The organism is Mesorhizobium sp. M0051, from assembly GCF_040323235.1.
GTDB lineage: Bacteria > Pseudomonadota > Alphaproteobacteria > Rhizobiales > Rhizobiaceae > Mesorhizobium.
Genome location: NZ_JAMYUT010000011.1, coordinates 157,806 through 183,569 on the forward strand (window position 1 = coordinate 157,806; position 25,764 = coordinate 183,569).

Below are 25,764 nucleotides of genomic sequence, written 5' to 3' on the forward strand. Positions count from 1 at the left end.
ATGGGCAGCAGAATCCGACAGACCATGGATGACGATCTCGAGGAGAGCCACGAGATCAACGTCACCCCCTTCATCGATGTCATCCTGGTCCTTTTGATCATCTTCATGGTCGCCGCACCGCTGGCGACGGTGGATGTCAATGTCGACCTGCCGGGCTCGACCGCAACGCCCGCGCCGCGGCCCGAAACGCCGCTGTTCCTGACGCTGAAGGACGACCTGACGCTGGCGATCGGCAACGATAGCGTGCCGCGCCCGGCTTTCGCCGCGACGCTGGACAGCAGGACAAAAGGCGACAAGCAGACGCGCATCTTCCTGCGTGCCGACAAGGCGGTCGCCTATGGCGACCTGATGGACGCGATGAACCTGCTGCGCGGCGCCGGCTATCTGAAGATCGCGCTCGTTGGCCTGGAGGCGGCGCCGGCAGCCACTGGTGCAGCGGCGCCATGATGCAAGCGGCCGCCTTGCCCTCGGTCCAGCTATCGCGCTTCGGCTGGCGCGACCTTGGCTTGTGGGCCAGTGCCGCCGCGCTGGTTCTCGGAGCGCATGTCGCGGTCGCCTATGCCGTGCAGAATTTCACGATGGTCACCGACCCGGACGGCGGTCCGCCACCGGCCCTGGTGATCGAGCTGGCGCCGATGGCGGTGATGCCGGCCGTGGAGGAACAGGTTGCAGCGCCGAACGCGGTGACATCAGATCAGGCCGATCCAACACCGACGACCGAGCCGACGCCTGAAGCGCCGGTCGAGAAGGCGGAGCCGGTTATCGAACAGACGGAAGCCGTCGCCCCCGACGAGGCCGAGCCCACCCAGACCGAAATGGCTGAACAGGTCGACCAGCCGCCGCCGGATGAGGCCGTTCCGGATGTTGTGGAGGCTGTCACACCCGAGGTCGTCATTCCCTTGCCGCAGCCGAAACCGGTCGAGGTGGTGAAGGACAAGAAACCAATCGAGGCCAAGCCGCAAAAGCCTGTCGAAAAGCCCAAGCCACCGTCGAAGAAGGAGAAGGCGCCGCCGCCGAGGACGGCAACCGTCGCAAGTACCGATGCAAAGCCCGCACCCAGGACCGCAGCGCCGAAGTCGGCAGCACCGACAACGCGCTCCGGCGACGCCAGCAAGTGGGACTCGCGTCTGGGCGCTTGGATCAAGCGGCACACGCGCTATCCCAGTTCGGCCAAGGCTCGCCGGGTGGAAGGCAAGCCGTATGTCGCCTTCACGGTCGACTCGTCCGGCCGGGTCCTGTCCGCCAGGCTCTCTCGCTCGTCCGGAGATGCGGATTTGGACCGCGCCGCACTGGCGGTGCTGCAAGGCGCCACAGTGCCGGCACCGCCGCCGGAACTCGGTTCGCGCCAGAGCCGAACGGCGCCATTCGTGTTCAGCCTGCGCAACTAGAGACTAGACCAAAGCCGGGCTCATCAGTAGCTCAACGACGGGCCCACGGCCTCGAGCTGCTGCAGATAGAAGCGGTATTTCGTGCGCAGCGTCCTGAGATTCGGGTCGTCGGAAGGCGTCCACTCCGCTCCAGACACTGACGGCTTGGCAGCTGTCGTCAATTGCTACCGCGACGAGTGCATTCCGCTACGCACTCCTGGGCTGGGCAGTGCGAATGTCCTTTGCCTTGGGGTGCAGCGGGTTACCACTGAGCTGCGTGTGCCTGGCCGGCCGTGCGCCGCGAAGAACGTCGAAGGCTTCCGCATAGGCCATGCCCAGCAGATAAGAGATCATGGGAAAACGGCCTGCTTCGGCCATCTGCACGAGCTCATTGGTTACCGCCGAAATATACTGAAGACTGTCGAGTTCCGACTGACGTAAGGACTGATTCGACACGTGCTGCTCCTGTCAGACTGATGGTACCCTGGGGAATGCCGGCGCGGAACGCCTTCAGCGCTTGTTGTCGTGCATGGCCTGCGAAAAGAAGACGGTCTGCGTGCCGGCCGCAATCGTCAGCTTCGGAGGTCTGTTCACTTTCCTGGCCATTTTTGACCCTTCCTGACCATCGGGATCCGTTGAAAGCCCATCCAGAACGAGATCCACAGCAAGAAAGGTAAGGTCGAAAGCATTAATAGTCTGTTAAAATTGTAGTAAATCTGCACGCCAAAGACCGGCGGACGGATCATCTTTCCTGGTCTTAAAGTGTAAAATATCGTTTTTATTCAGATACAGAGTAGACAATCGCTAACGTACGCTTTTTCGGTATATGCTTATTCTTATTTAGCGTAAACTACGGTGATCGAGGCCGATCAGCCCAGCCCATCGTGGGTCAGGCTGACCACAAGTTGATCGACGCCGGGATCGTCGAGCCTGATGACATGTGCCATGCGGATGGCGTCCCTTGAACGGATGTTGGCGGTGTCGCGCCGCATGATGACGGACACGAATGCCGGCCCGGCCTCCGTCAGAAGCATGGCCTTGCCAATCAGCACCGGTTCGAAGATCGGAGCCCATTGCACGGAGATCAGCGACGGCTCGCCGGTCTGGCGGCGGTTGATGCCGCTGAAATAGATCCAGTTCAGGCGCGAGATCGCCACTCCATAGTGGTTGCCTCGCGCCCATGTCGATCCCCGGTGTTCCGACCATCCGTTGACCCTTCTGAAGGTGACCAGCTCGGCCTGGCGACGCACGAAGGTTACCGACCGCATCAAGAGGTCGGGCCGGGCCGGGATCGAAAAATAGGTGAAATAGGTGCCCCCCGCGATCGATGGGCTAGGCGGGCGGATCATCTGGTTGAACAAGCCCTCGGACATCGGCGGCAGGCCGCGGACCCGGGGTTCGGCGACACCGGGATCCCGGTACAGTTCGGGCTCGTTGATCCGGAAGTAGTCGCATATCAGCGCGGCGGTGGCCTTGTTCGGAACCGTCTGTCCTTGCAGGTAGCGCTCGAACTGCGTGCGGTTGATGCCCAGCTCACGGCATACCGCGCTTACGGAGGCATGGTCCTTGCAGAGCCGTCTAAGGTTTGCAGCGAGATTCTCGCGAATTGACACGTTTTTGCTTCCGCAGGCGGCTTCTTCATTTCGATTCGAAAACCCATATAGCGTCTCCAGTCGCCCCGCAGAAACGCCTTGTCACAACGCACAGAAAACTGATTTGGTAGCGCCAATCTAGGGGGGCGGCTTCCAAAAAAATAGCGGCAATCCACGGGTAGCTTCCGCCAAAAGCCCAACTGACAACAGTTTTATCGGTATCGCGAGGCGCAGTAGCGGCCTTCGCCGGCACGTTGGCACAACAAATATCGCCGGCAGGCGAGCGCGCAGCGTTTCTCTTGTCGTGAAAAGCAGAAATCGATTATTCCGCTGGTGGAGCTGAGGAGGATCGAACTCCTGACCTCGTCATTGCGAACGACGCGCTCTCCCAGCTGAGCTACAGCCCCGTCCAGCGGATGGGGCATTTATCGGGCGCCGTGGTTTCCTGTCAAGGCGGCGCTTTGCCGAAATCGGCGGCCGCCGACTTCGGGCCGCATGCGGCGGAAGGCGGCACTTGCCGGTTTCGCCTGCAATGGCTACATGTCGGCAACAATTGGAGACCGGCATGCTCGCCCTCATTCAAACAATCGTCATGGCGCTAGACCTCTACTGGTGGGTCATCATCGCCTCGGCGATCTTCTCCTGGCTTTACGCCTTCAACGTCGTCAACTCGCGCAATCAGTTCGTCGGTTCCATAGGCAACATGCTTTACCGCCTGACCGAGCCGGCATTGCGGCCGATCCGCCGTTTCATGCCGGACCTTGGTGGCATCGACATCTCGCCGATCATCCTGCTTCTGGTCCTGTTCTTCTTGCGGCAGTTCATACTCACCACGGTGGCACCTCTGATCCTGTGAGCCCGTTCCGCTTGCGCGATGGTGGCGTCGACCTGTTTGTCCGGCTGACGCCAAAGGCTGCGCTGGACAGGCTTGAAGGCGTCGAGACGTCAGCGGACGGACGAAGCCATTTCAAGGCTCGCGTCCGCGCCGTGCCGGAAAGCGGTGCAGCCAATAAAGCGCTCGAAAAGTTGATCGCCAAGACGCTCGACGTGCCGGTGTCCGCCGTCTCGATTGTCGCTGGCGGCACCGCCCGGCTGAAGACCGTGCGCATCGCAGGCGACCCGGCGATGCTGGCGAAAAACATCGAGGCGCTCGGCCAACAGTCGTGATGGCCTTAATAGGATGTTCAATCCCCCAGCGGCAGACGCGGATCGTCGACTTTCAACGTGTTCACACTCTGCTTGATGCGGCGCAGGTTTTCCAGAACCCGCGGTCCACGCGTCTCGGCGACCGACGTGACGATCATGTCGACGATCGACAGCAGCGCATAGCGCGACGATGTCGGCTTGTAGATGTTGCCGTCCTCCAGCGACTGGAAATGGATGACCGTGTCGGCGACCCTAGCGAGTGCGGAATCCGGCGGGGTGATGGCGATTGTGGTGGCGCCATATTGCTGGGCGACCTGCACCGCATCGATGACCGACCGCGCATAGCCGGAGACAGAGAAGGCGATCAGCGTGGTGTCGGGCGTGGCAACGGCGGCGTACATGCGCTGCAGCTGTCCGTCGATCTGCGCCAACACCGACACGCCGAGCCTGAACAGCCGGTTCTGCATCTCGGTCGCCATCATCGACGAAATGCCGCCGGAGCCGATGCACAGCACATTGCCGGAAACGGCGACGCGTGCGGCGACGGCGACCAGCGTCGTCATGTCGAGATTTTCGCTGGCGCGCTGGATGGCTGATATCGCCGCTTCGGTGATGGCGGAAGCGATGCGCTGTTCGCGCGCGTCGCGGTTCAACGGTTCCGGCGACAGATACTGGCCGCCAATGGCGATGGCTTGCGCCAGATAGAATTTGAAGTCGCGCAAGCCCTCGCAACCGAGGTTGCGGCAGAAGCGTGTCACGGTCGGCTCGCTGACGCCGACGCGCGCGGCAATTTCCGAAATCGCCGCCTTGGAGACAAAGTCGAGATCGGCCAGCACGAAGCCTGCCAGCTTGCGATCCGACTTCGTTCCGTCCTGCAATATCAGCTGTAGTCGCGTGATGATGTCGGCCGGCGTCTTCATAGAGGCAGGCCCGTCGCCTTGTCGAACAGGTGGATGTTGCCGGGGTCGACAGTCACCGGCAGCACGTCGCCCGGGCTGATCGGCACCCTGTCGCGGAACACGGCGCGCACCGTGTCAGTGCCGATGGCGCCATAGACGTGGGTTTCGGAGCCGGTCGGCTCGACGACATCCACCTTGATCGCCATCGCGTCGGCAGCCTCGCCGATGACAAAGTGCTCCGGCCGGATGCCGGCCTCCACTGCAGTGCCCACAGGTACCTGTTTGCCGGCGAGCGCAAGCCGCCCGCCACCGACCGATTCGAACCAGGTTTTCTCGGGCGATGCCTTGAGAGAACCTGAGACAAAACTCATCGATGGGGAGCCGAGAAAGCTGGCGACGAACTTGTTGGCCGGGCTGTCATAAAGCTCCAGCGGCGGCCCCACCTGCTGGATCCTGCCGCGGTCCATCACGACGATGCGGTCGGCCATGGTCATGGCTTCGATCTGGTCGTGCGTGACATAGACGATCGTCGATTTCAGCCGCTGGTGCAGCGCCTTGATCTCGACGCGCATCTGCACGCGCAATTGCGCGTCGAGGTTGGACAGGGGCTCGTCGAACAGGAACACCGACGGCTCGCGCACGATGGCGCGGCCCATGGCGACGCGCTGGCGCTGGCCGCCCGAGAGCTGGCGAGGGTAGCGGTCGAGATAGGAGAAGAGATTGAGGACGCCGGACGCCTTCCTGACCTTCTGGTCGACCGCCTCGCGCGCCTCGCCGCGTATCTTCGGGCCAAAGCCGATATTGTCAGATGCCTTCAGATGTGGAAACAGCGCATAGGACTGGAACACCATTGCGATGTTGCGCTGCTGCGGTGGCAGTGCGTTGGCGCGCACGCCGCCGATCAACAGGTCGCCGGAGGTGATCGTCTCCAGCCCGGCCAGCATGCGCAGCAAAGTCGACTTGCCGCAGCCGGACGGGCCGACCAGCACGACGAACTCGCCGCTCTTGATATCGAGGCTGATGTTTTCGAGGATCTTGTGCTGCCCGAAGGATTTCGACAGGTCGCGAAACTCGACGTCGGTCATGCTCACGCTCCCAGAATATTGTCGATGAACGGCAGGCAACCAGCGGTCAGCCCTGCGTCCACCGGCATCACCACGCCTGTTATTCCAGATGCGCGATCGGACGCAAGGAAAGCGACCGCTTCCGCCACTTCCGAAGCGTTGACGAAGCGGCCGAGCGGATAGAGCCGCTGCAGCTTGCCGAGGATTTCGGGATCCTTGGCAAGGCGGTGGTCCCAGGCGGCGGTGTGGATCGACCCGGGGCAGACGACATTGGCGCGCAGGCCGTTGCGGCCGAGCTCGACGGCGATCGCCTTGGCATAGGCGTTGATGCCGGCCTTGGCCGCGGCATAGGCGGGATTGCCGAAATGCGCGATGGCGTTGACCGAGGAGATGAAAACGATGCTGCCGGAGCCGCGCCCGGCCATCGCCTTGACCAGCGGATCGGCGAAAGTCACCACTCCGGTCAGGTTGAGGTCGAGTTCCTGCTCTATACTGCCGGGGTTGAGCGCGGAGAGCGTCTCGGCGCGCGTCCAACCGGCATTGTTGATGAGAATGTCCGGCACGCCATCCCGTTCGAGGATCGCGGTGATCGCCGTCGCAATCGACGCCTTGTCGAGAAGATCGAAGACGTGGCGGGAAGCAAGATGCGGGCTCCTCAACGTCTCGCTCGATCGATCACAGCCGATAACCCTGGCGCCCCGTTGCGCCATCAGCGCCACGATAGCGGAGCCGAGTCCGCCGCCGGCACCCGTCACCACGACGGCTTTGCCCTCGAACTCGGCTTTGCCTTCGAATTTGGGTCGCGAAACCACCGTGCGTCGTCCTCGCTGACAGATCCGTGCAAGGCCTAGACCAGAATATGTAAGTAAGCAACAGAAAAATCTGCTTGCAAGCCATTAAATCCCGGATAATGTAGGAAAGTCACATAAATCTTCTGGCCTAGGCTACGAAGAGCGCGCATGCGCAATATCAAATGGGAGAGATCAAATGAGCTTTGCAAAATGGACTGCCGGCCTGATGGCCGGAATGAGCATGCTGGCAATCGCGGCGCAGGCGGATGCGGGCGAGGTGCGCGTCACCGTTGCCGAGTACAGCGCCAAGACTGCTCCCTATTTCGCCGACGTCAAGAAGGAATTCGAGGCGGCAAACCCCGGCATATCAGTCAAGTTCGAGGTGGTACCTTGGGATGTGCTGCTGCAGAAGCTGACCACCGACATCACCGCCGGCACCAATGCCGATCTTTCGATCATCGGCACGCGCTGGCTGATCGACTTCGTGCAGCAGGACGTCGCGGAGCCGCTCGATAGCTACATCAAGCCTGACTTCAAGGACCGCTTCATCGACACTTTCCTTTCGCCCTCGATCATGGACGGCAAGACCTACGGCCTGCCGATCGCGGCCTCGGCGCGCGCCATGTACTACAACAAGGAGCTGTTCGAGAAGGCCGGCATCGCCAATCCGCCGGCAACCTGGACCGAGCTGCAGGAGGACGCCCGCAAGATCAAGGCGCTCGGGTCCGGCACCTTCGGTTTCGGCCTGCAGGGCAAGGAGATCGAGACCGACGTCTACTACTACTATGCGATGTGGTCCTACGGTACCGAAATCCTCAACAAGGACGGCACCTCCGGTCTCAGCACCCCGGGCGCGCTTGAAGCCGCCAAGCTCTACAAGTCGATGATCGACGAAGGTCTGACGGAGCCCGGCGTCACCTCCAACAGCCGCGAGGACGTACAGAACCTGTTCAAGCAGGGCAAGGTCGGCATGATGATTACCGCACCCTTCCTGTCCAACCAGATCAAGGAGGAGGCGCCGAACCTGAAATACGGCGTGGCGGCCATTCCCGCCGGACCGACCGGGGCGCGCGGCACATATGGCGTCACCGATTCCATCATCATGTTCAAAAACTCCAAGAACAAGGACGAGGCCTGGAAGCTGCTCGACTTCCTGTTCACCACGGAACAGCGCGCCAAGTTCACGCAGGGTGAAGGCTTCCTGCCGGTGAACAAGGAAGAGGCGAAAATGGACTATTACGTCAACAATGCCGATCTGGCGGCGTTCACCGCACTGTTGCCCGACGCCCGCTTCGCGCCGGTCATTCCGGGCTGGGAAGAGGTCGCGCAGATCACGTCGGATGCCATGCAGAAGATCTATCTCGGCGGCGACCCCGAGGCAGGATTGAAGGACGCAGCGGCCAAGGCCAACGCCGTCCTGAAGAAATAGGGCGTATCTCCCTGCGCCCGTGGCGCGCTCCGCTCAGGCGGGCGCGCCACATCTTGCAGACTTGACAGCGCCGCCCCAGCCAGTCTCCTTTCCTCTCCCCCCGATCGACGGGGGAGAGGAAGGCCCCCTTCCGCAACTGCTGCGAAGGACGGGCAGGCAGGTGAGGGGCGCGCCGACGGTTGCAAGGAATCCTGAAGCGGTGCCTTGAGAAGAACGAGGCGGGATTAAGTCAATCTGTTAAGGCAGCGCAATCCACTCTCCGCCCGCAAACACGGTACAGCCCAGCCGATGCAAAATCGTTTCTTGCCCTATCTCCTGACCTTGCCCAGCCTGTTCCTGGCGGCGGTCGTTATTTTCTGGCCCGTCTGGGACCTGATCCAGATCTCGACACATGAGGTCAACCGCTTCGGCCAGCTGCGCGAATTCAACGACTTCGCCAATTTCGCAGCGCTCACCGCCGATCCCGATTTCATGGCCGCTCTTTGGCGCACCGGCCAGTGGACCTTGATGGTCGTCGGCGGTGCGCTTTTGCTGTCGATTCCGGTGGCGATGATCCTCAACACCGATTTCTATGGCCGCGGCATCGCCCGCGTCATCATCATGCTGCCCTGGGCGGTGTCGCTGACCATGACCGCGGTGGTCTGGCGCTGGGCGCTGAGCGGCGAAAGCGGCATGCTGAATTCGGCGCTGATCGGCCTCGGCCTCATCGACCACAACATCCAGTGGCTGGCGAGCGCCGAGACCGCTTTCCCGATGCAGGTGCTGATCGGCATCCTGGTGACTGTGCCATTCACGACGACGATCTTCCTCGGTGGGCTGTCGTCGATCCCGGACGACCTCTACGAGGCGGCGGCACTCGAGGGGGCGACGCCGCTGCAGCAGTTCCGCGAGATCACCTTTCCGCTGCTGAAGCCATTCATCAACATCGCCATCGTGCTCAACACCATCTACGTTTTCAATTCCTTCCCGATCATCTGGGTGATGACGCAAGGCGGCCCGGCCAACTCGACCGACATCCTGGTCACCCATCTCTACAAGCTGGCCTTCCGCATCGGCAAACTGGGCGAAGCGTCGGCGGTGTCGCTGGTGATGTTCGCCATATTGCTGGTCTTCACCATGATCTACGTGCGGCTGGCAATGCGGGAGCAACGCGCATGACAAATCGGCTCATGACGCGAAAACTGAGGCGCTCGATCATTGCCTGGCTGCTGCTGACGCCGCTGATCGTGGTGACGCTCTTTCCTTTCGCCGTGATGCTGCTGACTGCGGTCAAGCCCAGGCAGGAAGTGCTGTCACCGACTTGGTGGCCGAGCGAATTCCGCTGGTCGAATTTTTCCGACATGTGGGTGGCGACCGGCTTTGGCCAGGCGCTGCTCAATTCGCTCTACGTGTCTGTGATCGCCACCGTCGGCGCCATCCTGATCTCGGTTCCGGCTGCCTATGCGATGTCGCGCTTCCGCTTTGCCGGTTACGGCGCCTTGCGCCAGTTCCTGCTGATCTCGCAGATGATCTCGCCGATCGTGCTGGTGCTCGGCCTGTTCCGGCTGATGGCCGCCTGGGGCCTTGTCGAGAGCACCACGGCGCTCGGCTTCATCTACATGGCCTTCAACGTCGCTTTCACGGTTTGGATGCTGCAGAGCTATTTCGACACCATTCCGCGCGATCTCGAGGAGGCGGCCTGGATGGAAGGTGCCGGCCGCTGGTTGACCTTGCGCAAGGTGTTCCTGCCGCTCTGCCTGCCGGCGGTCGCGGTGACCGCGATCTTCACCTTCATCAACGCCTGGAACGAATTCGTCGTGGCGCTCACCATGCTGCGCAGCCAGGAAAGCTATACGCTGCCGATCCAGGTGTTTTCGCTGGTCGCCGGCCGCTACACGATCGAATGGCACCACGTCATGGCGGCGACGTTGCTGGCGACCTTGCCGGTAGCGATCCTGTTCATCTGGCTGCAACGCTATCTCGTTCGCGGGCTGGCGCTCGGAGCGGTCAAATAGCGCCTATTCACGACGGAGCTTTCATGCGCATTTTCACCGCCTCATTGGCGACGGAAACCAACACGTTCTCGCCGGTTCCGACCGACCGGGCGTCATTCGAGATGGCCTTCTATGCCGGGCCCGGCAAGCATCCGGAAACGCCGACCCTGTGCTCGTCGCCGATGGTCGCGCTGCGCCGGTGCGCGGCCGCAGAGGGCCTCACCGTCATCGAGGGCACCGCCACCTGGGCCGAGCCGGGCGGCCTGGTGCAGCGGCAGACCTATGAGGCGCTACGCGACGAGATCCTGGGCCAGCTCAAGGCAGCACTGCCGGTCGATGCCGTCATCCTCGGCCTGCATGGCGCGATGGTGGCGCAAGGCTATGATGATTGCGAAGGCGATCTGCTCGAACGCGTCCGCGACATGGTCGGTCCGGAGGTGGTGATCGCTGTCGAACTTGATCCGCACAGCCATCTGACGCCGAAGCGCGTCGCGGCCTCAGACATCCTCGCCTACTTCCTCGAATTTCCACACACCGATTTCTACGAGCGCGGCGAACATGTCGTCGAGCTAGGCCTGGCAGCGGTGCGCGGCGAGATCAAGCCGGTCATCTCGACCTTCGATTGCCGCATGATCCAGGTGCTGCCGACCAGCCGCGAGCCGATGCGCTCCTTCATCGACCGCATCAAGGCACTGCACGGCAAGAACGGGGTGCTGTCGGTCTCGGTCATCCATGGCTTCATGGCCGCCGATGTGGCCGAGATGGGCACGCGCATCCTGGTCGTCACCGACAATGACAAGGCCAAGGGCGACGCGCTGGCGGAACGGCTGGGGCGCGAACTCTATGCGCTGCGCGAGAAGACGGCAATGACGATGCTGAGCACCGCCGACGGCATCAATCGGGCGCTGGCTGTGTGCGCGGAAAATCCAGGCAAGCCGGTGGTCATCGCCGACATCTGGGACAATCCCGGCGGCGGCGTTCCCGGCGACGGCACCTTCGTGCTGCGCCAGATGCTGGAGCGTGGGCTGAACAATGTCGGCGTTGCCACGATCTGGGATCCGATTGCCGTTACCTTTTGCCTGGCGGCCGGCGAAGGCGCGGTCATCGACCTGCGTTTCGGCGGCAAGGCCGGACCGCAGGCCGGCGAGCCGATCGACGCACGGGTCAAGGTGCTGAGGGCGGTTGCGGAGGGTTGGCAAAGTTTCGGGCCGAGCCGGGTGACGCTTGGGCCGGCGGCCTTGGTTCGCATCGAAGGCACCGAGGTCGACATCATCCTCAACACCAATCGCACGCAGACCTTCGAGCCGGATATCTTTTCCAATATCGGCGTCGATCCGCTGGCCAAAGACATGCTGCTGATCAAGTCGACCAATCATTTCTACGCCGGCTTCGAGCCGATCGCTGCCGAGATCATCTATGTCTCGGCGCCGAGTTCGTATCCGAGCAATCCAGCGGTGACCAACTACACCAAGCTGACGCGGCCGATCTGGCCGAGGGTGGCGGATCCGTGGAAGGGTGACGCTGCTGTTCTCCCTTCTTGAGGGGGAGATGTCGCCGAAGGCGACAGAGGGGGTCGGTACGACCGGGCTCGGCCTTCTTCTGCGCGAGGTCGGCGCTTTACGCGCAACGACCCCCTCTGGCCGCTTCGCGGCCATCTCCCCCTCAAGGGGGGAGATTGGCTAATCACACCAATCCCCGCTTCACCATCATCGCTTCCGGGGACGGCATCTTGCCGCGGAAGGCCGTATAAAGCTCCTCCGGGTCCTTCGAGCCGCCGGCGGCATAGATGTTCTTGCGTAGCCGCTCGGCGAGCGCCGGGTTGAAGGGGTCGCCGGTTTCCTCGAAGGCGGCGAAGGCGTCGGCGTCGAGCACTTCCGACCACATGTAGGAGTAATAGCCGGCGGAGTAGCCGTCACCGGAAAACACGTGGCCGAAATGGGGGGTGCGATGGCGCATGGCGATGGTGTCCGGCATGACAAGCTTTTCGAGCGTTTCGGCTTCGAAACGAAGCGGCTCCTGCGGCGCGTCCGGCCGCGCATGATAGGCCATGTCCATCAAGGCAGATGCGGTGAATTCCACTGTTGCAAAGCCAGCGCCGAAAGTCCGCGCGGCCAGCATCTTATCGAGCAGCGCCTTGGGCATCGGCTTGCCGGTCTTGACGTGCAACGCGTGCGTTTCCAGCACAGCCGGCACGGTCAGCCAGTGCTCGTAGAGCTGCGAGGGCAGTTCGACGAAATCTCGGCTGACCGAGGTTCCGGCGACCGACGGCCAGGTGACGTCGGTCAGCATGCCATGCAGCGCATGGCCGAACTCGTGGAACAGCGTCTTCGCCTCATCGACCGACAGCAGAGCCGGCTCGCCCACAGGCGGCTTGGCGAAGTTCATGATGTTGTAGATCACCGGTTTCGAGCCGTGGCCGAGCCCATAGCCGGATTGCAGCGCGCTCATCCAGGCGCCGGAGCGCTTTGACGGCCGCGCGAAATAATCGGCGAGGAACAGGCCTCGCTCACTGCCATCGGCATTCCTAACCACGAAGACACGCGCGTCGGGATGCCAGGCGGCGATACCCTTTTTCTCTTCGAAGGTGATGCCGAACAACCGTGTCGCCACGTCGAAGCAGGCGTCGATGATCCGGTCGAGCTGCAAATAGGGTTTAAGCTCGGCCTCGTCGAAGGCGAACTTCTCCGCACGCAGTTTCTCCTGGTAAAAGCGCCAGTCCCAAGCGGCGAATTTTTCGTTGCTGCCCGCCTGCGTCGCCAGCCGCTGCAGGTCGGTCTGGTCGGCCGCTGCCTTTTCCAGCGCCTTCTCCCACACCGGATCAAGCAGCGCGTGCACTGCCTCCGGCGTCTTGGCCATGGTGTCGTCGAGCTTCAGCGCGGCGAAGGAGCCGTAGCCGAGCAGCTTTGCCTTTTCGGCGCGCAGCTTCAGCATGTCGCGCACTACGGATGTGTTGTCGGTGGCGCCGCCATTCTGGCCACGCATGGTGAAGGCGCGGAAGGCGATTTCGCGCAGGTCGCGGCGTTCAGAGAAGGTCGAGAATGGCTCATAGATCGAGCGTGACAGGGTGACGGCATAGCGGCCCTTCTGGCCGCGCATTTCGGCCGCCTCGGCCATCGAGCTTTTCAGAAAGTCCGGCAGGCCGGCAAGATCGGCCTCGTCGAGGAACAGCGCCCAGTCGCGCTCGTCGGCAAGCACATTCTGGCCGAAAGTCGTTCCGAGCGAGGACAGCTCCTCGTTGATCTTTGCCAGCCGCCTCTTGCCGTCGGCGTCGAGCTTGGCGCCGGATCGTACAAAACCCTTCCAGGTCTTTTCCAGGACCCGCAGGGTCTCGGCATCGAGCTTCAGGCTCTCGCGGCGCTGGTAGAGATCGTCGATGCGGGCAAACAGCCTCTCATTCATCGAAATCGCCGAGAAATGCCTGGACATCTTTGGCGAGATGTCGCGCTCCAGCGCCTGGATCGTTTCATTGGTGTAGGCGCCGGCGCGGCACCAGAAGATCGACGAGACACGGTCGAGCGCCTCGCCGCCGAGTTCCAACGCGGCAAGCGTGTTGTCGATGGTCGGCGTATCTTCGTTGCTGGCGATCACTTCGATCTCGGCCTCATGCGCCTTCAGCGCCGCATCGAAGACCGGGGAAAAATCGCCGTCGCCAATGCGCGTAAAATCGGGCAGGCCGAGCGGTCCTTGCCACGCAGTCAGCGGATGGGCGGCGAGGTCGACGGCTTTCGTGGAATGCATGGACGGTCTTTCGCTGGTGATGGCAGGCAGGGTGGGTCGCTACCGATGTAGGACGCGACCGGCGGACCCGCAATACAGCAGGTGTCCGATATCAACTTCAAAAGCCGTCGCAGTTCTCGGCGATCGCCACTTGCGAGCTGGCGGTGATGCGGTTGTCGGCCACCGCGAAGCTTTCGTGCGTCAGCATGTCGTTGTTTGGAAAGTCGTAGCAGGCGACCACCGTGGTGACGCCGCCTTCGCTCTTCTCGATCCGGTGCCGGATCGCAGCACCGGCAACCGCGCCTTTCCATTCGTCGATCGAGGCGATGAATTCCTGCTTGCTTTGCACAATTCCGAGATCGTCCAGCTTGATGCGGACATCATCGGAGAGCAGGTCGGACAGCTCGGTGCGGTCGGCGACCAGCAACGCCGAATACCAGCGGCTGATGGTGGCGCGGTCATCGGCGCGTGCGGCAATAGTCGCGATCAGCAGCGCGGTCGCCGTCAAAACGATCGACCTGATATTCACCGCCTTGCGCGCTCTCTTCATCCCAGCTCCGGCCGTTCGAAATCGCCGGTTTCCTTGTTCATCACCCAGAGTTCACCAGTCGAAATGTCGAACCAGGCGCCGTGCAGCGACAGCCGCCCCTTGCCCTCGAGGATCGAGACGCACGGAAAGGTCCGGAGATTGGCAATGGAATAGCGGATCGAGATGCGCTCCAGCGCGGTCTGGCGCTCCGTCGCCGTCATGAAGGTGCTGGAGGAGACGGTTTCGGCCGCCGGCGCGATCAGACTCATCCACTTGCCGATGAAGTCGCCGGGCGACAGCGGTGCGAAATTGGTGTCGAGCGCAGCGCGGATGCCGCCGCAGCGGCCATGGCCCATGACGACGATGTTCTTGACCTTGAGGCTCTGCACGGCGAATTCGAGCGCGGCGGAGGTCGAATGGAATTCGCCGTCAGGCGCGTAGGGCGGCACAAGATTGCCGACGTTGCGCACCACGAAGAGTTCGCCAGGTCCGGCGTCGAAGATCGCTTCGGGTGCGGCGCGGGAATCGCAACAGGCAACGATCATCGTCTCCGGCGCCTGGCCTTCGCGGGCGAGCTCGCGATAGCGTCCGCTCTCGGTGAGGTAGCGGCCGCTCATGAAATTGCGATAGCCGGCGAGGAGATGGTCGGGGAGGTGAGGCATGGGCGGCTAAGGCCTTTCCGGGTTGGAGGCGGCAGCTCGTTGCAGTCGAGACAAGCCTCTAGCGGCAAAAGCCCGTAGCGAGCAATGCAGAATTGTGGGAGCTCGTCGTAAAAGCCAGGCACGAAGCGCGACTCTCGCAGGCACCCTCACGCCCAAATGGCAACCGGTATGCCAACACGATCGATGAGCGGTGGATCGGGAAACGGCCGTGCCACGCCATCGGCGATGCGGCCGGCGATCAGCATCATCGCCGCCGCGTCAAGGAAGTCATCGGCGGCCGCACCGCGTGGCGGCGGCTGGTCGAGGAAGCCCATCTCATAGCCGTGCCGGCAGAGCAGCGCCTTGCGTTCCGCCATGCCGTCCGGATTGATGCTGCCCTTGATCTTCTTCGGCAGCCGCATGGCCTGATCGCCATTCAGCCGGCAGAAGGCGACCTCCGGATGCGATTCGAACACACGGCCGCGCAAATCGGGCCGCGCAATCAGCAGTGCGTCGATCTCGCGGATCTTGGCAAAAATGCCGAACGCCTTGATCGAAACGCCGCGCGGCGGGTCGGATGTGGCTTTGGCCACCTCGCTTGCCCTGATGTGAGCGGCATACCAGGCTTCGATGGTGGTGAAGTCGCTGGTGTCGGCATAGAGCGCGGCGCGGGACGGGATCGAGAAGACGCTGGATTGGCGTGCCCCAAGCAGCGGGCGCACCAGCGCTTCGGGGCCGCGCCCACCTTTGCTCGAAAATTCGGGCAGCCCGATCGGCATGTCGACAGCAATGACAGCATCGTCGGGGAGCGAGGCAAGTAAGGCAGCGAAGCTTGCAAAGACCGCGACGGAAGCAATCGAACCGGGGTTACGAAGTATCGAACGGGGGTTACGAAGTGTCGAACCGGGGTCGTGCCGGACGGCGATCCAACCGGCCTTGCAGCCGTCGACGCCGACAAGAACGGTCTTAGTCGGTATCACGCCCGGCGGTCCCGCCCTGGATGCGTGAGGTGGCGAAGCTGCACCATTGCCATCGGGTGCGACAGGCTCTGCGCATCGGTTTCGAGCTGCAGTTCGTCGCCGCCGCGCTTGGCGGTGCGCGCCAGGATCTCGTAGACCGCCGCCGTCGTCGACTGCAGCGCCTTGATCGGCGGCTGACCGGACAGGATGCGCGCAAGGTAGACCGCTGCGGTCAGATCGCCCAGGCCATTCGGCGGCTTGTTGATCAGGCGATGCTCGGCCAGCAAGGCCTGGCTGCCATCGAGCATAAGATTGCCGGTACCGCCCGTCATCATCGACGGCGCCGAGGTGACCAGCATGGTTGATGGTCCGGCATGAAGGGCGGCCGCGATCACCGATTTCAAGTCGGGCAATGGAGCGCCGGCCATCCATTCCAGTTCGTAGCGATTGGGGGTGGCGATGTCGGCGATCGGCATCAGCCGGTCTCGCATGGCGATGGCGGTCGGTTCGGGCACATAGAGGCCGCCCGAATCACCCATCACCGGATCACAGATATAGACGGCGTCAGGCGTCCTTGCCTTCACCGCGGCGACCAGCGAGGCGACCGCCTCGGCCTGGCCGGCCTCGCCGAGATAGCCGGATAGCACGGCGCCGACCTCACCCAGCCACGGCGCGCGCTCCAGATCGGCCATCAAAGCCTTGAACTGGTCGAGCGGCGGCACGATGCGCGTCGCCCTCCCGTGGCCGGGATGCCAGGGCAGGATGACCGTCGGTACTGCCCAGACCGGGAAGCCCAGCGTCTCCAGCGCGAACACGGCGGCGCGGTTGCCGACCGAGCCGCGCGCGACATGGCTGGAAATGACGATGACCGCACGCGGCGCGTCGGTTGGTTCGGCGCTCATTGTTGCTTGATTCCTAACTGCCCCGGATGACGTAAAGCACGAGCCAGACCATCAGGCCCAGCGCCAGCAGCAGGCCAAGTGTCCGGCCAATGCGGGTGCCCCAGACTTCGATCGGATCGGCACGATCGGCATCGGCCGCGGTGACGTGATCGTGCATGCCTTTCGTGGCCCGCGCGACAAACGAGTTGCCGGCCGGATCCGTCTCTTGGGCAACGCGCTCGAGGATGCGGCGCGATTCCTTCTCGCTGTCCTGGCGTTCCGCCATGGTGATGTCCTGTTTCGACAGGACCTTACCGCGTTCGCCTTGCCAATTACAGGGCCTTGCGGCTGAAGGTAACGTGTCGATAACCGTGCCCGTCGAGGTCATTTTCTTGCGTGCCGATTGTGGTAATGCTTCGCACGCAACTTCTACCGAGGGACCTCTTCATGTTTGCCCAGCGCATTGCCCAGCCGTCCATGTCACGCACGCTGCCTGCCTTCCTGGTAATGGCGATCGTGCTGCCGCTGCTTGCCGGCTGCGGATACAACACCATCCCGACGGCAGAGGAAAACGCCAAGGCGGCATGGAGCGAGGTGCTGAACCAGTATCAACGCCGCGCCGACCTCATCCCCAATCTGGTCGAGACGGTCAAGGGCTATGCCTCTCACGAAAAGGACACGCTCGATGCGGTCGTCGAAGCGCGCGCCAAGGCCACCCAGATCACGGTGACGCCGGAAACGTTGAACAATCCTGAAGCGTTCAAGAAGTTCCAGGACAGCCAGGCCGGCCTGACCAGCGCACTGTCGCGGCTCTTGGCCGTGGTCGAGAACTATCCCGACCTCAAGGCCAACCAGAATTTCCTGGCGCTGCAGGCGCAGCTCGAAGGCACCGAAAACCGTATCGCGGTGGCGCGGCGCGACTACATCCTGGCGGTGAAGGAATACAATCTGACGCTGAGGACCTTCCCCTCGGTGCTTTGGGCGACGTTCTGGTTCCGCAGCAACCAGCCCTTCGCCAATTTCACCATCGAAGACGACAAGCTACAGACGCCGAAGGTCGATTTCGGCACGAAGCAGGGCGGGTGATCGTCGACTGTCATCGGAATAAATCTCGCGAAATCACGGACTGCTGGCGTGCAAACACCCCCCTCTGTGCTGCCGGACATCTCCCCCTCAAGGGGGGAGATTGGCAGTTTCGAGCGCATTGCTCATCCTTCTGCGTCGGTGATTGGGGAAGGCCGGTGTGGCGTCCAATCTCCCCCCTTGAGGGGGAGATGTCCGGCAGGACAGAGGGCGCCGCGGAACACCTACCTTTCCTTTCTTAGCCTTCTTGCCAGCCTCTTCTTCCTCCCTTTCACCGCTTTCGCCGCCGAACTTCCAGCCCTGACCGGCCGTGTCGTCGACAATGCCGGCATCATCGATACGGCGACGAAGGCGGCGCTGACGCAGAAGCTTGCCGATTTCGAGACGAAAGGCTCGGATCAGATCGTCGTCGCGACGATTCCCAGCCTCGATGGCGAAGAGATCGAACCCTACGCCAACCGGCTGTTTCGCTTCTGGAAACTCGGCCAGGCGAAGGAAAACAATGGCGTCCTTTTGCTGGTGGCGAAGAACGACCGCAAGATGCGCATCGAGGTCGGCTACGGGCTGGAAGGTACCCTGACGGACCTGCATACGAAGCTGATCATCGAAAACGACATGGTGCCGGCCTTTCGCGCCGGCGATTTCTCCGGCGGCATAGAAAAGGCCGTCGACGACATGATCATGGTGCTGGAAGGTAATCCGGAAGAACTGGAAGCGCGGGGCAAGCGCAACCAGCAGGCGCCCTTCAATTCCGATGACCTGTTCTTCGGCGTCTTCATCAGCATCTGGGCGATCATCTTCTTCGGCAGCATCGCGGCTTCGATCCTGCCGCCGATCTTCGGCCAGAAGCTTGGGCCCGGCCGCTATCGCTGGCTCGGCATGACTTTCGAGCCACACCGGCGGTCCTCCGGTGGCGGCTGGTCGTCGGGAGGTTCCGGCGGTGGCTGGTCCTCGGGCGGCGGCGGGTTTTCCGGCGGCGGTGGCTCATCCGGTGGGGGCGGTTCTTCAGGAAGCTGGTGAGACAGATCATGGCGACACGACCAATCAGCCCGCAGGATCATGAGCGCATCGCAACCGCGATCCGCGCCGCCGAGGAGAAGACCGACGGCGAAATCTACTGCGTGGTGGCGCACGCCAGCGATGGGTATTTCTTCCCGGCTGCCTTCATGGCGACAGTATGCTTGCTGATCGTCAGTCTGGCCGTCGGCTATGGGCTGGAAGCCTGGTGGCTGTCGATCCGGCTGCCGCATTTTGTCCTTGCCCAGCTTCTGGCGCTTGCCAGCTTGCTGGCCATGTTGTGGGCGATGCCCGGCCTGCGCATCCATCTGGTGCCGAGACGGCTGCGCTACCAGGCCGCGCACGCCAATGCGGTCAAGCAGTTCCTCGCCCGCAACGTCCACCGCACCACGGCGCGCACCGGGGTGCTGGTCTTCGTCTCGATCGCCGAACGCTACGCCGAAGTGGTCGCCGATTCGGGCATCGATGCCAAGGTCGGCCAGCATGTCTGGGATGGTGTCGTGCGCGACCTTACCGCGCATGCCGGCGACGACCGGCTCGCCGACGGCTTCATCAATGCCATCGAACTGGTGGGGGCGGTTCTGGTCGAGCATTTCCCGGTCACATTGGGCGACAGCAACGAGTTGGACGATCACCTCGTAGAAATTTGAGCCTTTCCACAGAGACATTGAAGGCCTCACCAGGCGATGATCGCTTGTGAGAAAGCCGGCGGCGGGCCGCCCGGACTCTTGCAATCGGGCGATGCGGGTTTATGGTTAACAAATCATGAATACGCTGACGATCGACATCAGGAAGGCCGACCCGCGCGATGCCAGTGCCATCGCCGAGGTGCATCTGGAGGCTTGGCGCGGCGCCTATTCCGGCATTATTCCGCACCGCACCCTGACATCGATGATCAACCGACGCGGCGCCGACTGGTGGGCGAATGCGATTCGCCGCGCCGCCACAGTTCTGGTCGTGGAGATCGGCGGCAAGGTCGCCGGCTATGCGACGATCGGCAAGAACCGCGCCCGAGAGCTCAAGCAGCAAGGCGAAATCTACGAATTGTACCTGCGCCCGGAATATCAGGGCATCGGGCTCGGCAGTCGCCTGTTCGCGGCAGCCAGGGCCCGTCTGGCCGATCACGGGCTGAAAGGCATGGTGGTTTGGGCGTTGGAAGACAACCAGAACGCGCTCGCCTTCTATGCCAGCGCCGGCGGACGCGATGTCGCCGAAGGCGTCGAGATCTTCGAGCAGAAGGCGCTGAAGAAGGTCGCTTTCGTCTGGGAATGACACCTCGGCCTTTCCGGCCGTCCGCGTGTTCCGATCGGATCCTAGGCACCATTCGCCGCATTGCACCATGGCGCGCCGCCCGCTATCGATCTTTTATCGAGAGAGGGACAAAGCCATGCGCATAGAAGCCATCGCCAGTGGAAAGAATCCGCCTGAGGACGTCAACGTCATCATCGAGGTGCCGATCGGCGGCGAGCCGATCAAGTATGAGATGGACAAGGAGGCCGGCACGCTGTTCGTCGACCGCTTCCTGCACACCTCGATGCGCTACCCCGGCAATTACGGCTTCGTGCCGCACACGCTGTCGGGCGACGGCGATCCGATCGACGTGCTGGTCTGCAACACGCGCGCGCTGGTGCCGGGCTGCGTCATCAACGTGCGGCCAATCGGCGTGCTGATCATGGAAGACAATGCCGGCCAGGACGAGAAGATCATCGCCGTGCCGTCACCGAAGCTGACGCTGCGTTACGAGAACGTCACCGAATACACCCAGCTGCCCGACATCACCCGCCAGCAGGTGCAGCACTTCTTCGAGCACTACAAGGATCTCGAGCCCGGCAAATGGGTCAAGATCGAAGGCTGGCACGATTCCAAATATGCCAGGAAGATGATCGTCGACGCGATCGAGCGGGCCAAGGCGAGCAAGTAACCGCGCTTCGTCATCCTCGGGCTTGGCCCGAGGATCGATGCCGTGAAGCTAGCCGAACTTCGCGGCGGAACAGATTCCGCGGATCGTGTCGTTGCGCTCCTTGCCCCGCCCGTGGATGACGAAGCTACGGGCGCGATGGCCAATTCCCACCGTGTCAGTTGTCGACCCGGCCGAAAGCCGGCACGTTGCCGATGACGGTGTGCCTGTCCTTGCCGCAGGCGAAGGTTCGCGCCTTGTCGTCGGCAAGCTTGCGCGCCTGATCGTTGGCGGCGGGGTTGCCGGTGGCCAGCACCAGGCCGATCGTGCAGCCGTCGCGGGCCTCCATCTGGCCGACTTTGGCGACGAGCAACACTTCGGTCGACTTTTTTTCGTCATCCGGGTTGCTGATCGTGCGGCGATGGATGACGGCAAAGGGCACTGCGGTCTCGCCCTTGGTCTCGACGCGCCATTCGATCTTGGCTCCGGATGAATTGAAACCGGAAAAGCTCTCCCAGACGGTCGTCATGTCGCCACCGGGCGGAAAACCGTAGAACAGCGATTCACGAGCATCGTCATAGGCAATCAGCACAGGATAGCCGCGGTAGCCCGAACAGGCGAGGTCGGCCCAGTCGCCGTCGCCTTCCTCGGCCTGCGCGTAAGTCACGCAGTCCTTCTTCGAGTCGAGATCGGTGTAGGCGCTTGCAATGCCGTCGGCGTGTGCGGCCTGGCAGAAGCCCGCGAGAGTGAGCAGAATCAGCAGGCTGCGCATCGCGGACACTCCGTTGCAGGCCATCGCAGCGTAGCGCCAAATGCTATTTCTTCAAGCTGGCTTCAATCAGCAGATCGGCGTTGCGGGCGACCGCTTTTGCCGGACCGCCGAGCCCGAACAACTGACCGCTGATATAGGCGCCCTCGATCAGGAGCAGCAGGCCGTCGCCGAGCGTGTCAGGGTCTTGGGCGCCCATCGCAACCGCCATGGCGCGCAGGCGGCGGCGCAGTTCCTGCTTGTTGGCCTCGCTGACCACGCGGGCCGGATGGCTGTGATCGGGATATTCGACCGCCGCATTGGTCATGCCGCAGCCGCGATAGTCAGCCACTTGCGTTCGCTTGCCGATGCGGGTCAGGAAAGCCTTGATCTGCGCGCGCGGGTCGCCGGGATGAGCGGCGACAGCCTCATCGAAACGCTCCCAGTATTCAAGGTCGTATTGCCTGAGATAAGATGCGGCCAGTTCATCCTTGGAAGGGAAGCTGCGATAGAGGCTCGGCTTGGTGACGCCGGCGCGTTTGACGATCTCGTCGACGCCGATCGCCCTGATACCGCGGCGGTAGAACAGATCATAGGCGACATCGAGAATCTTCTTGGCGGCTTTCGGCGGCGCCGATGCATGACCGTCGCTGATGGTCAGATCAATATTTTTGTCCGTTGGCATCGTGTGACTCGATTGACAATGTTACCGATCGGTACGTATACCTGCTCACACCCTGCAACGTACCGGTCAGTAACATGATAACTCAATCACGTCCCTTTGGCCAGCGCTACGCCTTCGTCGTGGTTGGCATCATCTTTCTCTGCCTGCTGGTCGCGGCCGGCCTGCGGTCCGCGCCCGCCGTCATGATGCTGCCGCTGGAGAACAGCTTTGGCTGGCGGCGAGACGTCATCTCGCTGGCCGCTGGTGTCGGCATCCTGCTTTACGGTCTCACCGGTCCGTTTGCCGCGGCCCTGATGGAGCGCATCGGGCTGCGCCGCACGCTGCTCGCCTCCCTGATGGTGATGTCGGGCTCCACCGCGCTCAGCCTGCTTATGACCAAGCCCTGGCATCTGTTCATCACCTGGGGCGTGTTCTCGGGCATTGGTTCCGGCGCTGTCGCTAGCGTGCTCGGCGCCACCATCGTCAATCGCTGGTTCAAGACCAATCGCGGCCTTGTCATGGGACTGATGTCGGCCTCAAGCGCCTCTGGCATGCTGGTGTTCCTGCCGATGATCGCCGCGCTGGCGCAGTCGGGTGGCTGGCAGCCGGTCGTCGTTGCGGTGGCGATAGCCCCCGCGGCTCTGATACCGCTGGTCTGGCTGCTGGTGCCGGAACGGCCGGCCTCGATCGGCATGGTGCGCTACGGCGCCGAGGCCGACGACGTGCCGCCGGCTCCGCCCGCGTCACAGGGCAATTTCCTCGCGCATACGTTCTCGACGCTGCGCCGCGCCGCCGGCACGAGGGTGTTCTGGTATCTGTTCGCCACCTTCTTCGTCTGCGGCTTCACCACCAACGGGCTGGTCGGCACGCATCTGATCGCGTTCTGCGGCGACATGGGCATCGGCGAGGTTCAGGCCGCCGGCCTGCTGTCGATGATGGGCATTTTCGACCTGATCGGCACGACACTGTCGGGCTGGCTTACCGACCGCTACGATCCGCGCAAGCTGCTTGGCGTCTATTACGGCATTCGTGGCCTGTCGCTGATCTATCTGCCCTATTCCGGCTTCTCGGCGACCAGCCTGATCATCTTCGCCGTGCTCTACGGCCTCGACTGGATCGCCACCGTGCCGCCGACGCTGAGGCTCGCCAACGAGGCGTTCGGCGATCGCAGCGGACCGATCGTGTTCGGTTGGATCGTCGCCGGCCACCAGATCGGCGCGGCGGCCGCGGCCGCTTTCGGCGGCACCATGCGCGAGCTGCAAGGCAATTACGAACTGGCCTTCCTGATTGCCGGCATGACGGCGATTGCCGCGGCGTGTATCTCGCTGCTGATCAACACCAGCCGGCCGGCTTTCGATCCGGAGCCGCAGGCGGCGTAGCTGCGACGGCGGAGCGCTAATCTCCCCCCTTGAGGGGGAGATGGCCGCGAAGCGGCCAGAGGGGGTCGGTCCGACCGGGCTCTGCCTCCTGGTGCAGATGGAGGTCGGCGCTCTATGCGCGGCGACCCCCTCTGTCGCCTTCGGCGACATCTCCCCCTCGAGGGGGGAGATCACCCTGTTCACTGTTATCAAACCTTCATCATCCCGAGATGCGCCTGAAACATTGACGCTGGATCTTGGTGGCACCGTTCAAGCCATCCAGGAAACAGCCATGAACAAGCTTTCGATGACCCGCCGCGCCTTCGTCACGTCCGCCAGCGCCGTTGGCCTGGCCGGCGTTTCGAGCCTGGCACTGCCATACTATTCGCGCGCCAATCAGCGGCCGGCCTTCACCCATGGCGTCCAGTCGGGCGATGTCGACGCCACCAGCGGCATGGTTTGGACGCGCACCGATCGCCCGTCGCGCGTCATGTTCGAGGTGTCGTCGACGGAGAATTTCGCCAATGCGACGCGCCTGGCACCGCTCGATACGTCGCCGGCCAGCGATTACACCGTCAAACGGCTGCTCACCGACCTCGCTTCCGACCAGGACATCTTCTACCGCATGACATCAGCCGATCTCGCCGACATCAACGCCGTTTCGGAGCCTATCACCGGCCGCTTCAGGACGGCGCCGGCCTCGAAGCGCGACATCCGCTTTGCCTGGTCGGGCGACACGGCCGGCCAGGGCTGGGGCATCGACGAGACCGGCATGAAGACCTACGCCACGATCGGCAGGCATACGCCCGATTTCTTCCTGCACTCGGGCGACACCATCTATGCCGACGGCGCCATGAAGGACGAGGTCGACCTGCCCGGTGGCGGCAAGTGGAAGAACGTCGTGCTGATCGACGGCAAGCGCAAGGTCGCCGAGACGCTGGACGAATACCGAGACCAGTGGAAATACAACATGATGGACCGGAACGTGCTCGGGTTGAGCGCCATCTGCCCGACCTTCTACCAATGGGACGACCACGAAGTTCTAAACAACTGGTCGGATTCGAAGAATCTCAGCGCCGACAATCGCTATACGGAGAAATCCATCCACGTGCTGGCGGCCCGCGCGGCGCGCGCCTTCCATGAGATGACGACGATCCGCTATGAACCCTCCGAGCCCGGCCGTGTCTATCGCAAGATCGCTTACGGGCCGCTGCTCGACGTGTTCTTCCTCGACATGCGGTCCTATCGCGGCCCCAATGGTCCGGACATGCAAGATGAGATGACCCCGCAATCGCGCATTCTCGGCGAACAGCAGACGAAATGGCTGAAGCGCGAGCTGGCGAGTTCGAAGGCGACCTGGAAAATCATCGCCGCCGACATGCCGCTCGGCCTCGTCGTCTGGGATGACGGCACCAAGAAGGTCGGCGCCGAAGCGGTCAGCAATGGCGATAATGGCTTGCCAAAGGGACGCGAGCTCGAGATCGCCGACCTGCTGCGTTTCATCAAGAACGCCGGCATCAGCAACACAGTCTGGCTGACCGCCGACGTGCACTACACGGCCGCCCACCACTACAACCCGGACAAGGCGCAGTTCCAGGATTTCAATCCGTTCTGGGAATTCGTCTCGGGCCCGATCCACGCCGGCACGTTCGGCCCCAACGATTTTGACATGACATTCGGGCCGGAGCTGAAGTTCATCAAGGCGCCGACTGCCGAACAGGGTCAGAACCTGCCGCCATCGGCGGGCCTGCAATTCTTCGGGCTGGTCGATATTTCAGGCGCCAGCGAGCAGATGACGGTGCGGCTGATGGACCGCGACGACAACGAACTCTTCAAGGTAACGCTCGACCCAGTACGGTCGGCATAAACGCACTATTCACCCTCCCCCTTGTGGGCAGGGCTATCGCATATGAGTAAAGAGCTGGAAGAGGAAGTCTCTGTTCCATCTGGCTCTTCGCATCTTGCTGGCGATGGGTTTGTCGAGAGGATGGGCTTGCAAGATGTTTTGG

General features: G+C 62.7%; 28 protein-coding genes and 1 tRNA gene. 15 read left to right on the forward strand and 14 right to left on the reverse strand.

The features are described from left to right. Positions 1-447, forward strand: coding sequence for a TonB system transport protein ExbD (exbD, locus tag NKJ90_RS14175; RefSeq protein WP_023760889.1), 447 nt, complete (start codon positions 1-3; stop codon positions 445-447). After that, positions 444-1,388 carry an energy transducer TonB family protein gene (locus tag NKJ90_RS14180; protein ID WP_023760888.1) on the forward strand — a complete coding sequence of 315 codons (945 nt, stop codon included), beginning with the start codon at positions 444-446 and terminating at the stop codon, positions 1,386-1,388. The genes exbD and NKJ90_RS14180 overlap by 4 nt, the downstream gene beginning before the upstream one ends. Before the next feature lie 186 nt (positions 1,389-1,574). Here NKJ90_RS14180 and NKJ90_RS14185 read toward each other — a convergent pair whose 3' ends face one another. From NKJ90_RS14185 to NKJ90_RS14195, 3 genes are all read right to left on the reverse strand, one after another. Beyond that, a complete protein-coding gene (locus NKJ90_RS14185) occupies positions 1,575-1,823 on the reverse strand; it encodes a hypothetical protein (protein WP_023760887.1) in 249 nt (82 codons plus the stop codon). A 413-nt stretch (positions 1,824-2,236) separates the two neighbouring features. Continuing rightward, positions 2,237-2,980: a helix-turn-helix domain-containing protein gene (locus NKJ90_RS14190; protein ID WP_023760885.1), complete on the reverse strand. Its 744-nt coding sequence runs from the start codon at positions 2,978-2,980 to the stop codon at positions 2,237-2,239. A gap of 310 nt (positions 2,981-3,290) precedes the next feature. Further along, positions 3,291-3,366, reverse strand: a tRNA-Ala gene (locus NKJ90_RS14195). Between the two features lie 158 nt (positions 3,367-3,524). On the opposite strand from NKJ90_RS14195, the gene NKJ90_RS14200 reads away from it, so the two are divergent. Both NKJ90_RS14200 and NKJ90_RS14205 read left to right on the forward strand, forming a co-directional pair. Further along, the gene (locus tag NKJ90_RS14200) at positions 3,525-3,815 is read left to right on the forward strand and encodes a YggT family protein (RefSeq protein WP_023760873.1); all 291 of its coding nucleotides are present in this window, start codon (positions 3,525-3,527) and stop codon (positions 3,813-3,815) included. Beyond that, positions 3,812-4,126, forward strand: coding sequence for a DUF167 family protein (locus NKJ90_RS14205; RefSeq protein WP_023760872.1), 315 nt, complete (start codon positions 3,812-3,814; stop codon positions 4,124-4,126). The genes NKJ90_RS14200 and NKJ90_RS14205 overlap by 4 nt, the downstream gene beginning before the upstream one ends. 17 nt (positions 4,127-4,143) lie before the next feature. On the opposite strand, the gene NKJ90_RS14210 is transcribed toward NKJ90_RS14205, so the two are convergent. The 3 genes from NKJ90_RS14210 to NKJ90_RS14220 are packed head-to-tail and all read right to left on the reverse strand — an operon-like array spanning position 4,144 to position 6,880. Beyond that, a complete protein-coding gene (locus NKJ90_RS14210; protein ID WP_023760871.1) occupies positions 4,144-5,025 on the reverse strand; it encodes a MurR/RpiR family transcriptional regulator in 882 nt (293 codons plus the stop codon). Further along, a complete protein-coding gene (locus NKJ90_RS14215; RefSeq protein ID WP_023760870.1) occupies positions 5,022-6,089 on the reverse strand; it encodes an ABC transporter ATP-binding protein in 1,068 nt (355 codons plus the stop codon). The genes NKJ90_RS14210 and NKJ90_RS14215 overlap by 4 nt, the downstream gene beginning before the upstream one ends. Before the next feature lie 2 nt (positions 6,090-6,091). Beyond that, complete coding sequence (locus tag NKJ90_RS14220; RefSeq protein WP_023760869.1) at positions 6,092-6,880, reverse strand: SDR family NAD(P)-dependent oxidoreductase; 789 nt, start codon at positions 6,878-6,880, stop codon at positions 6,092-6,094. 175 nt (positions 6,881-7,055) lie between these two features. Between NKJ90_RS14220 and NKJ90_RS14225 the strand changes: the two genes are divergently transcribed. The 4 genes from NKJ90_RS14225 (at position 7,056) to NKJ90_RS14240 (ending at position 11,802) form a co-directional block, all read left to right on the forward strand. Beyond that, entirely contained in the window at positions 7,056-8,288 is a 1,233-nt protein-coding gene (locus NKJ90_RS14225) for an ABC transporter substrate-binding protein (RefSeq protein WP_023760868.1), read from the forward strand. Between the two features lie 288 nt (positions 8,289-8,576). After that, positions 8,577-9,446: a carbohydrate ABC transporter permease gene (locus tag NKJ90_RS14230; protein ID WP_023760867.1), complete on the forward strand. Its 870-nt coding sequence runs from the start codon at positions 8,577-8,579 to the stop codon at positions 9,444-9,446. Next, positions 9,443-10,282, forward strand: coding sequence for a carbohydrate ABC transporter permease (locus NKJ90_RS14235; protein WP_031260690.1), 840 nt, complete (start codon positions 9,443-9,445; stop codon positions 10,280-10,282). Before NKJ90_RS14230 ends, NKJ90_RS14235 begins: the two co-directional genes overlap by 4 nt. A gap of 23 nt (positions 10,283-10,305) precedes the next feature. After that, on the forward strand, positions 10,306-11,802 hold the full coding sequence (locus tag NKJ90_RS14240; RefSeq protein ID WP_023760865.1) for a M81 family metallopeptidase: 1,497 nt from the start codon (positions 10,306-10,308) through the stop codon (positions 11,800-11,802). Positions 11,803-11,944: 142 nt separating this feature from the next. Here NKJ90_RS14240 and NKJ90_RS14245 read toward each other — a convergent pair whose 3' ends face one another. The 6 genes from NKJ90_RS14245 to NKJ90_RS14270 all read right to left on the reverse strand — a co-directional run bounded on the left by NKJ90_RS14245 (position 11,945) and on the right by NKJ90_RS14270 (position 17,274). Beyond that, positions 11,945-13,999 carry a M3 family metallopeptidase gene (locus NKJ90_RS14245; RefSeq protein WP_023760863.1) on the reverse strand — a complete coding sequence of 685 codons (2,055 nt, stop codon included), beginning with the start codon at positions 13,997-13,999 and terminating at the stop codon, positions 11,945-11,947. Between the two features lie 97 nt (positions 14,000-14,096). Continuing rightward, a complete protein-coding gene (locus NKJ90_RS14250) occupies positions 14,097-14,528 on the reverse strand; it encodes a hypothetical protein (protein ID WP_023760862.1) in 432 nt (143 codons plus the stop codon). Continuing rightward, positions 14,525-15,169 carry a carbonic anhydrase gene (locus tag NKJ90_RS14255; protein WP_023760861.1) on the reverse strand — a complete coding sequence of 215 codons (645 nt, stop codon included), beginning with the start codon at positions 15,167-15,169 and terminating at the stop codon, positions 14,525-14,527. The genes NKJ90_RS14250 and NKJ90_RS14255 overlap by 4 nt, the downstream gene beginning before the upstream one ends. Before the next feature lie 146 nt (positions 15,170-15,315). Beyond that, positions 15,316-16,128, reverse strand: a complete 813-nt coding sequence (locus NKJ90_RS14260; RefSeq protein ID WP_023760860.1) for a DUF429 domain-containing protein — start codon at positions 16,126-16,128, stop codon at positions 15,316-15,318. After that, positions 16,125-17,009: a pyridoxal kinase PdxY gene (pdxY, locus tag NKJ90_RS14265; RefSeq protein WP_023760859.1), complete on the reverse strand. Its 885-nt coding sequence runs from the start codon at positions 17,007-17,009 to the stop codon at positions 16,125-16,127. The genes NKJ90_RS14260 and pdxY overlap by 4 nt, the downstream gene beginning before the upstream one ends. A gap of 13 nt (positions 17,010-17,022) precedes the next feature. Then, the gene (locus NKJ90_RS14270) at positions 17,023-17,274 is read right to left on the reverse strand and encodes a hypothetical protein (protein WP_023760858.1); all 252 of its coding nucleotides are present in this window, start codon (positions 17,272-17,274) and stop codon (positions 17,023-17,025) included. A gap of 161 nt (positions 17,275-17,435) precedes the next feature. On the opposite strand from NKJ90_RS14270, the gene NKJ90_RS14275 reads away from it, so the two are divergent. From NKJ90_RS14275 to ppa, 5 genes are all read left to right on the forward strand, one after another. Continuing rightward, a complete protein-coding gene (locus tag NKJ90_RS14275) occupies positions 17,436-18,074 on the forward strand; it encodes a LemA family protein (RefSeq protein WP_023760857.1) in 639 nt (212 codons plus the stop codon). Positions 18,075-18,251: 177 nt separating this feature from the next. Then, a complete protein-coding gene (locus NKJ90_RS14280; RefSeq protein ID WP_023760856.1) occupies positions 18,252-19,091 on the forward strand; it encodes a TPM domain-containing protein in 840 nt (279 codons plus the stop codon). Between the two features lie 8 nt (positions 19,092-19,099). Next, entirely contained in the window at positions 19,100-19,738 is a 639-nt protein-coding gene (locus NKJ90_RS14285; RefSeq protein WP_023760855.1) for a TPM domain-containing protein, read from the forward strand. Between the two features lie 115 nt (positions 19,739-19,853). Then, the gene (locus NKJ90_RS14290) at positions 19,854-20,360 is read left to right on the forward strand and encodes a GNAT family N-acetyltransferase (RefSeq protein WP_023760854.1); all 507 of its coding nucleotides are present in this window, start codon (positions 19,854-19,856) and stop codon (positions 20,358-20,360) included. A gap of 115 nt (positions 20,361-20,475) precedes the next feature. Next, positions 20,476-21,009 carry an inorganic diphosphatase gene (gene ppa, locus NKJ90_RS14295; protein WP_023760853.1) on the forward strand — a complete coding sequence of 178 codons (534 nt, stop codon included), beginning with the start codon at positions 20,476-20,478 and terminating at the stop codon, positions 21,007-21,009. Positions 21,010-21,163: 154 nt separating this feature from the next. Here ppa and NKJ90_RS14300 read toward each other — a convergent pair whose 3' ends face one another. Both NKJ90_RS14300 and NKJ90_RS14305 read right to left on the reverse strand, forming a co-directional pair. Further along, positions 21,164-21,757, reverse strand: coding sequence for a hypothetical protein (locus NKJ90_RS14300; RefSeq protein WP_023760852.1), 594 nt, complete (start codon positions 21,755-21,757; stop codon positions 21,164-21,166). Positions 21,758-21,800: 43 nt separating this feature from the next. After that, the gene (locus NKJ90_RS14305) at positions 21,801-22,418 is read right to left on the reverse strand and encodes a TetR/AcrR family transcriptional regulator (protein WP_023760851.1); all 618 of its coding nucleotides are present in this window, start codon (positions 22,416-22,418) and stop codon (positions 21,801-21,803) included. 74 nt (positions 22,419-22,492) lie between these two features. Here NKJ90_RS14305 and NKJ90_RS14310 point away from each other — a divergent pair, with 74 nt between their 5' ends. Together NKJ90_RS14310 and NKJ90_RS14315 are read left to right on the forward strand one after the other, a co-directional pair. Beyond that, complete coding sequence (locus NKJ90_RS14310; protein WP_352486165.1) at positions 22,493-23,776, forward strand: MFS transporter; 1,284 nt, start codon at positions 22,493-22,495, stop codon at positions 23,774-23,776. A 271-nt stretch (positions 23,777-24,047) separates the two neighbouring features. Next, entirely contained in the window at positions 24,048-25,622 is a 1,575-nt protein-coding gene (locus NKJ90_RS14315) for an alkaline phosphatase D family protein (protein ID WP_023760849.1), read from the forward strand. Positions 25,623-25,764: the final 142 nt, after the last annotated feature.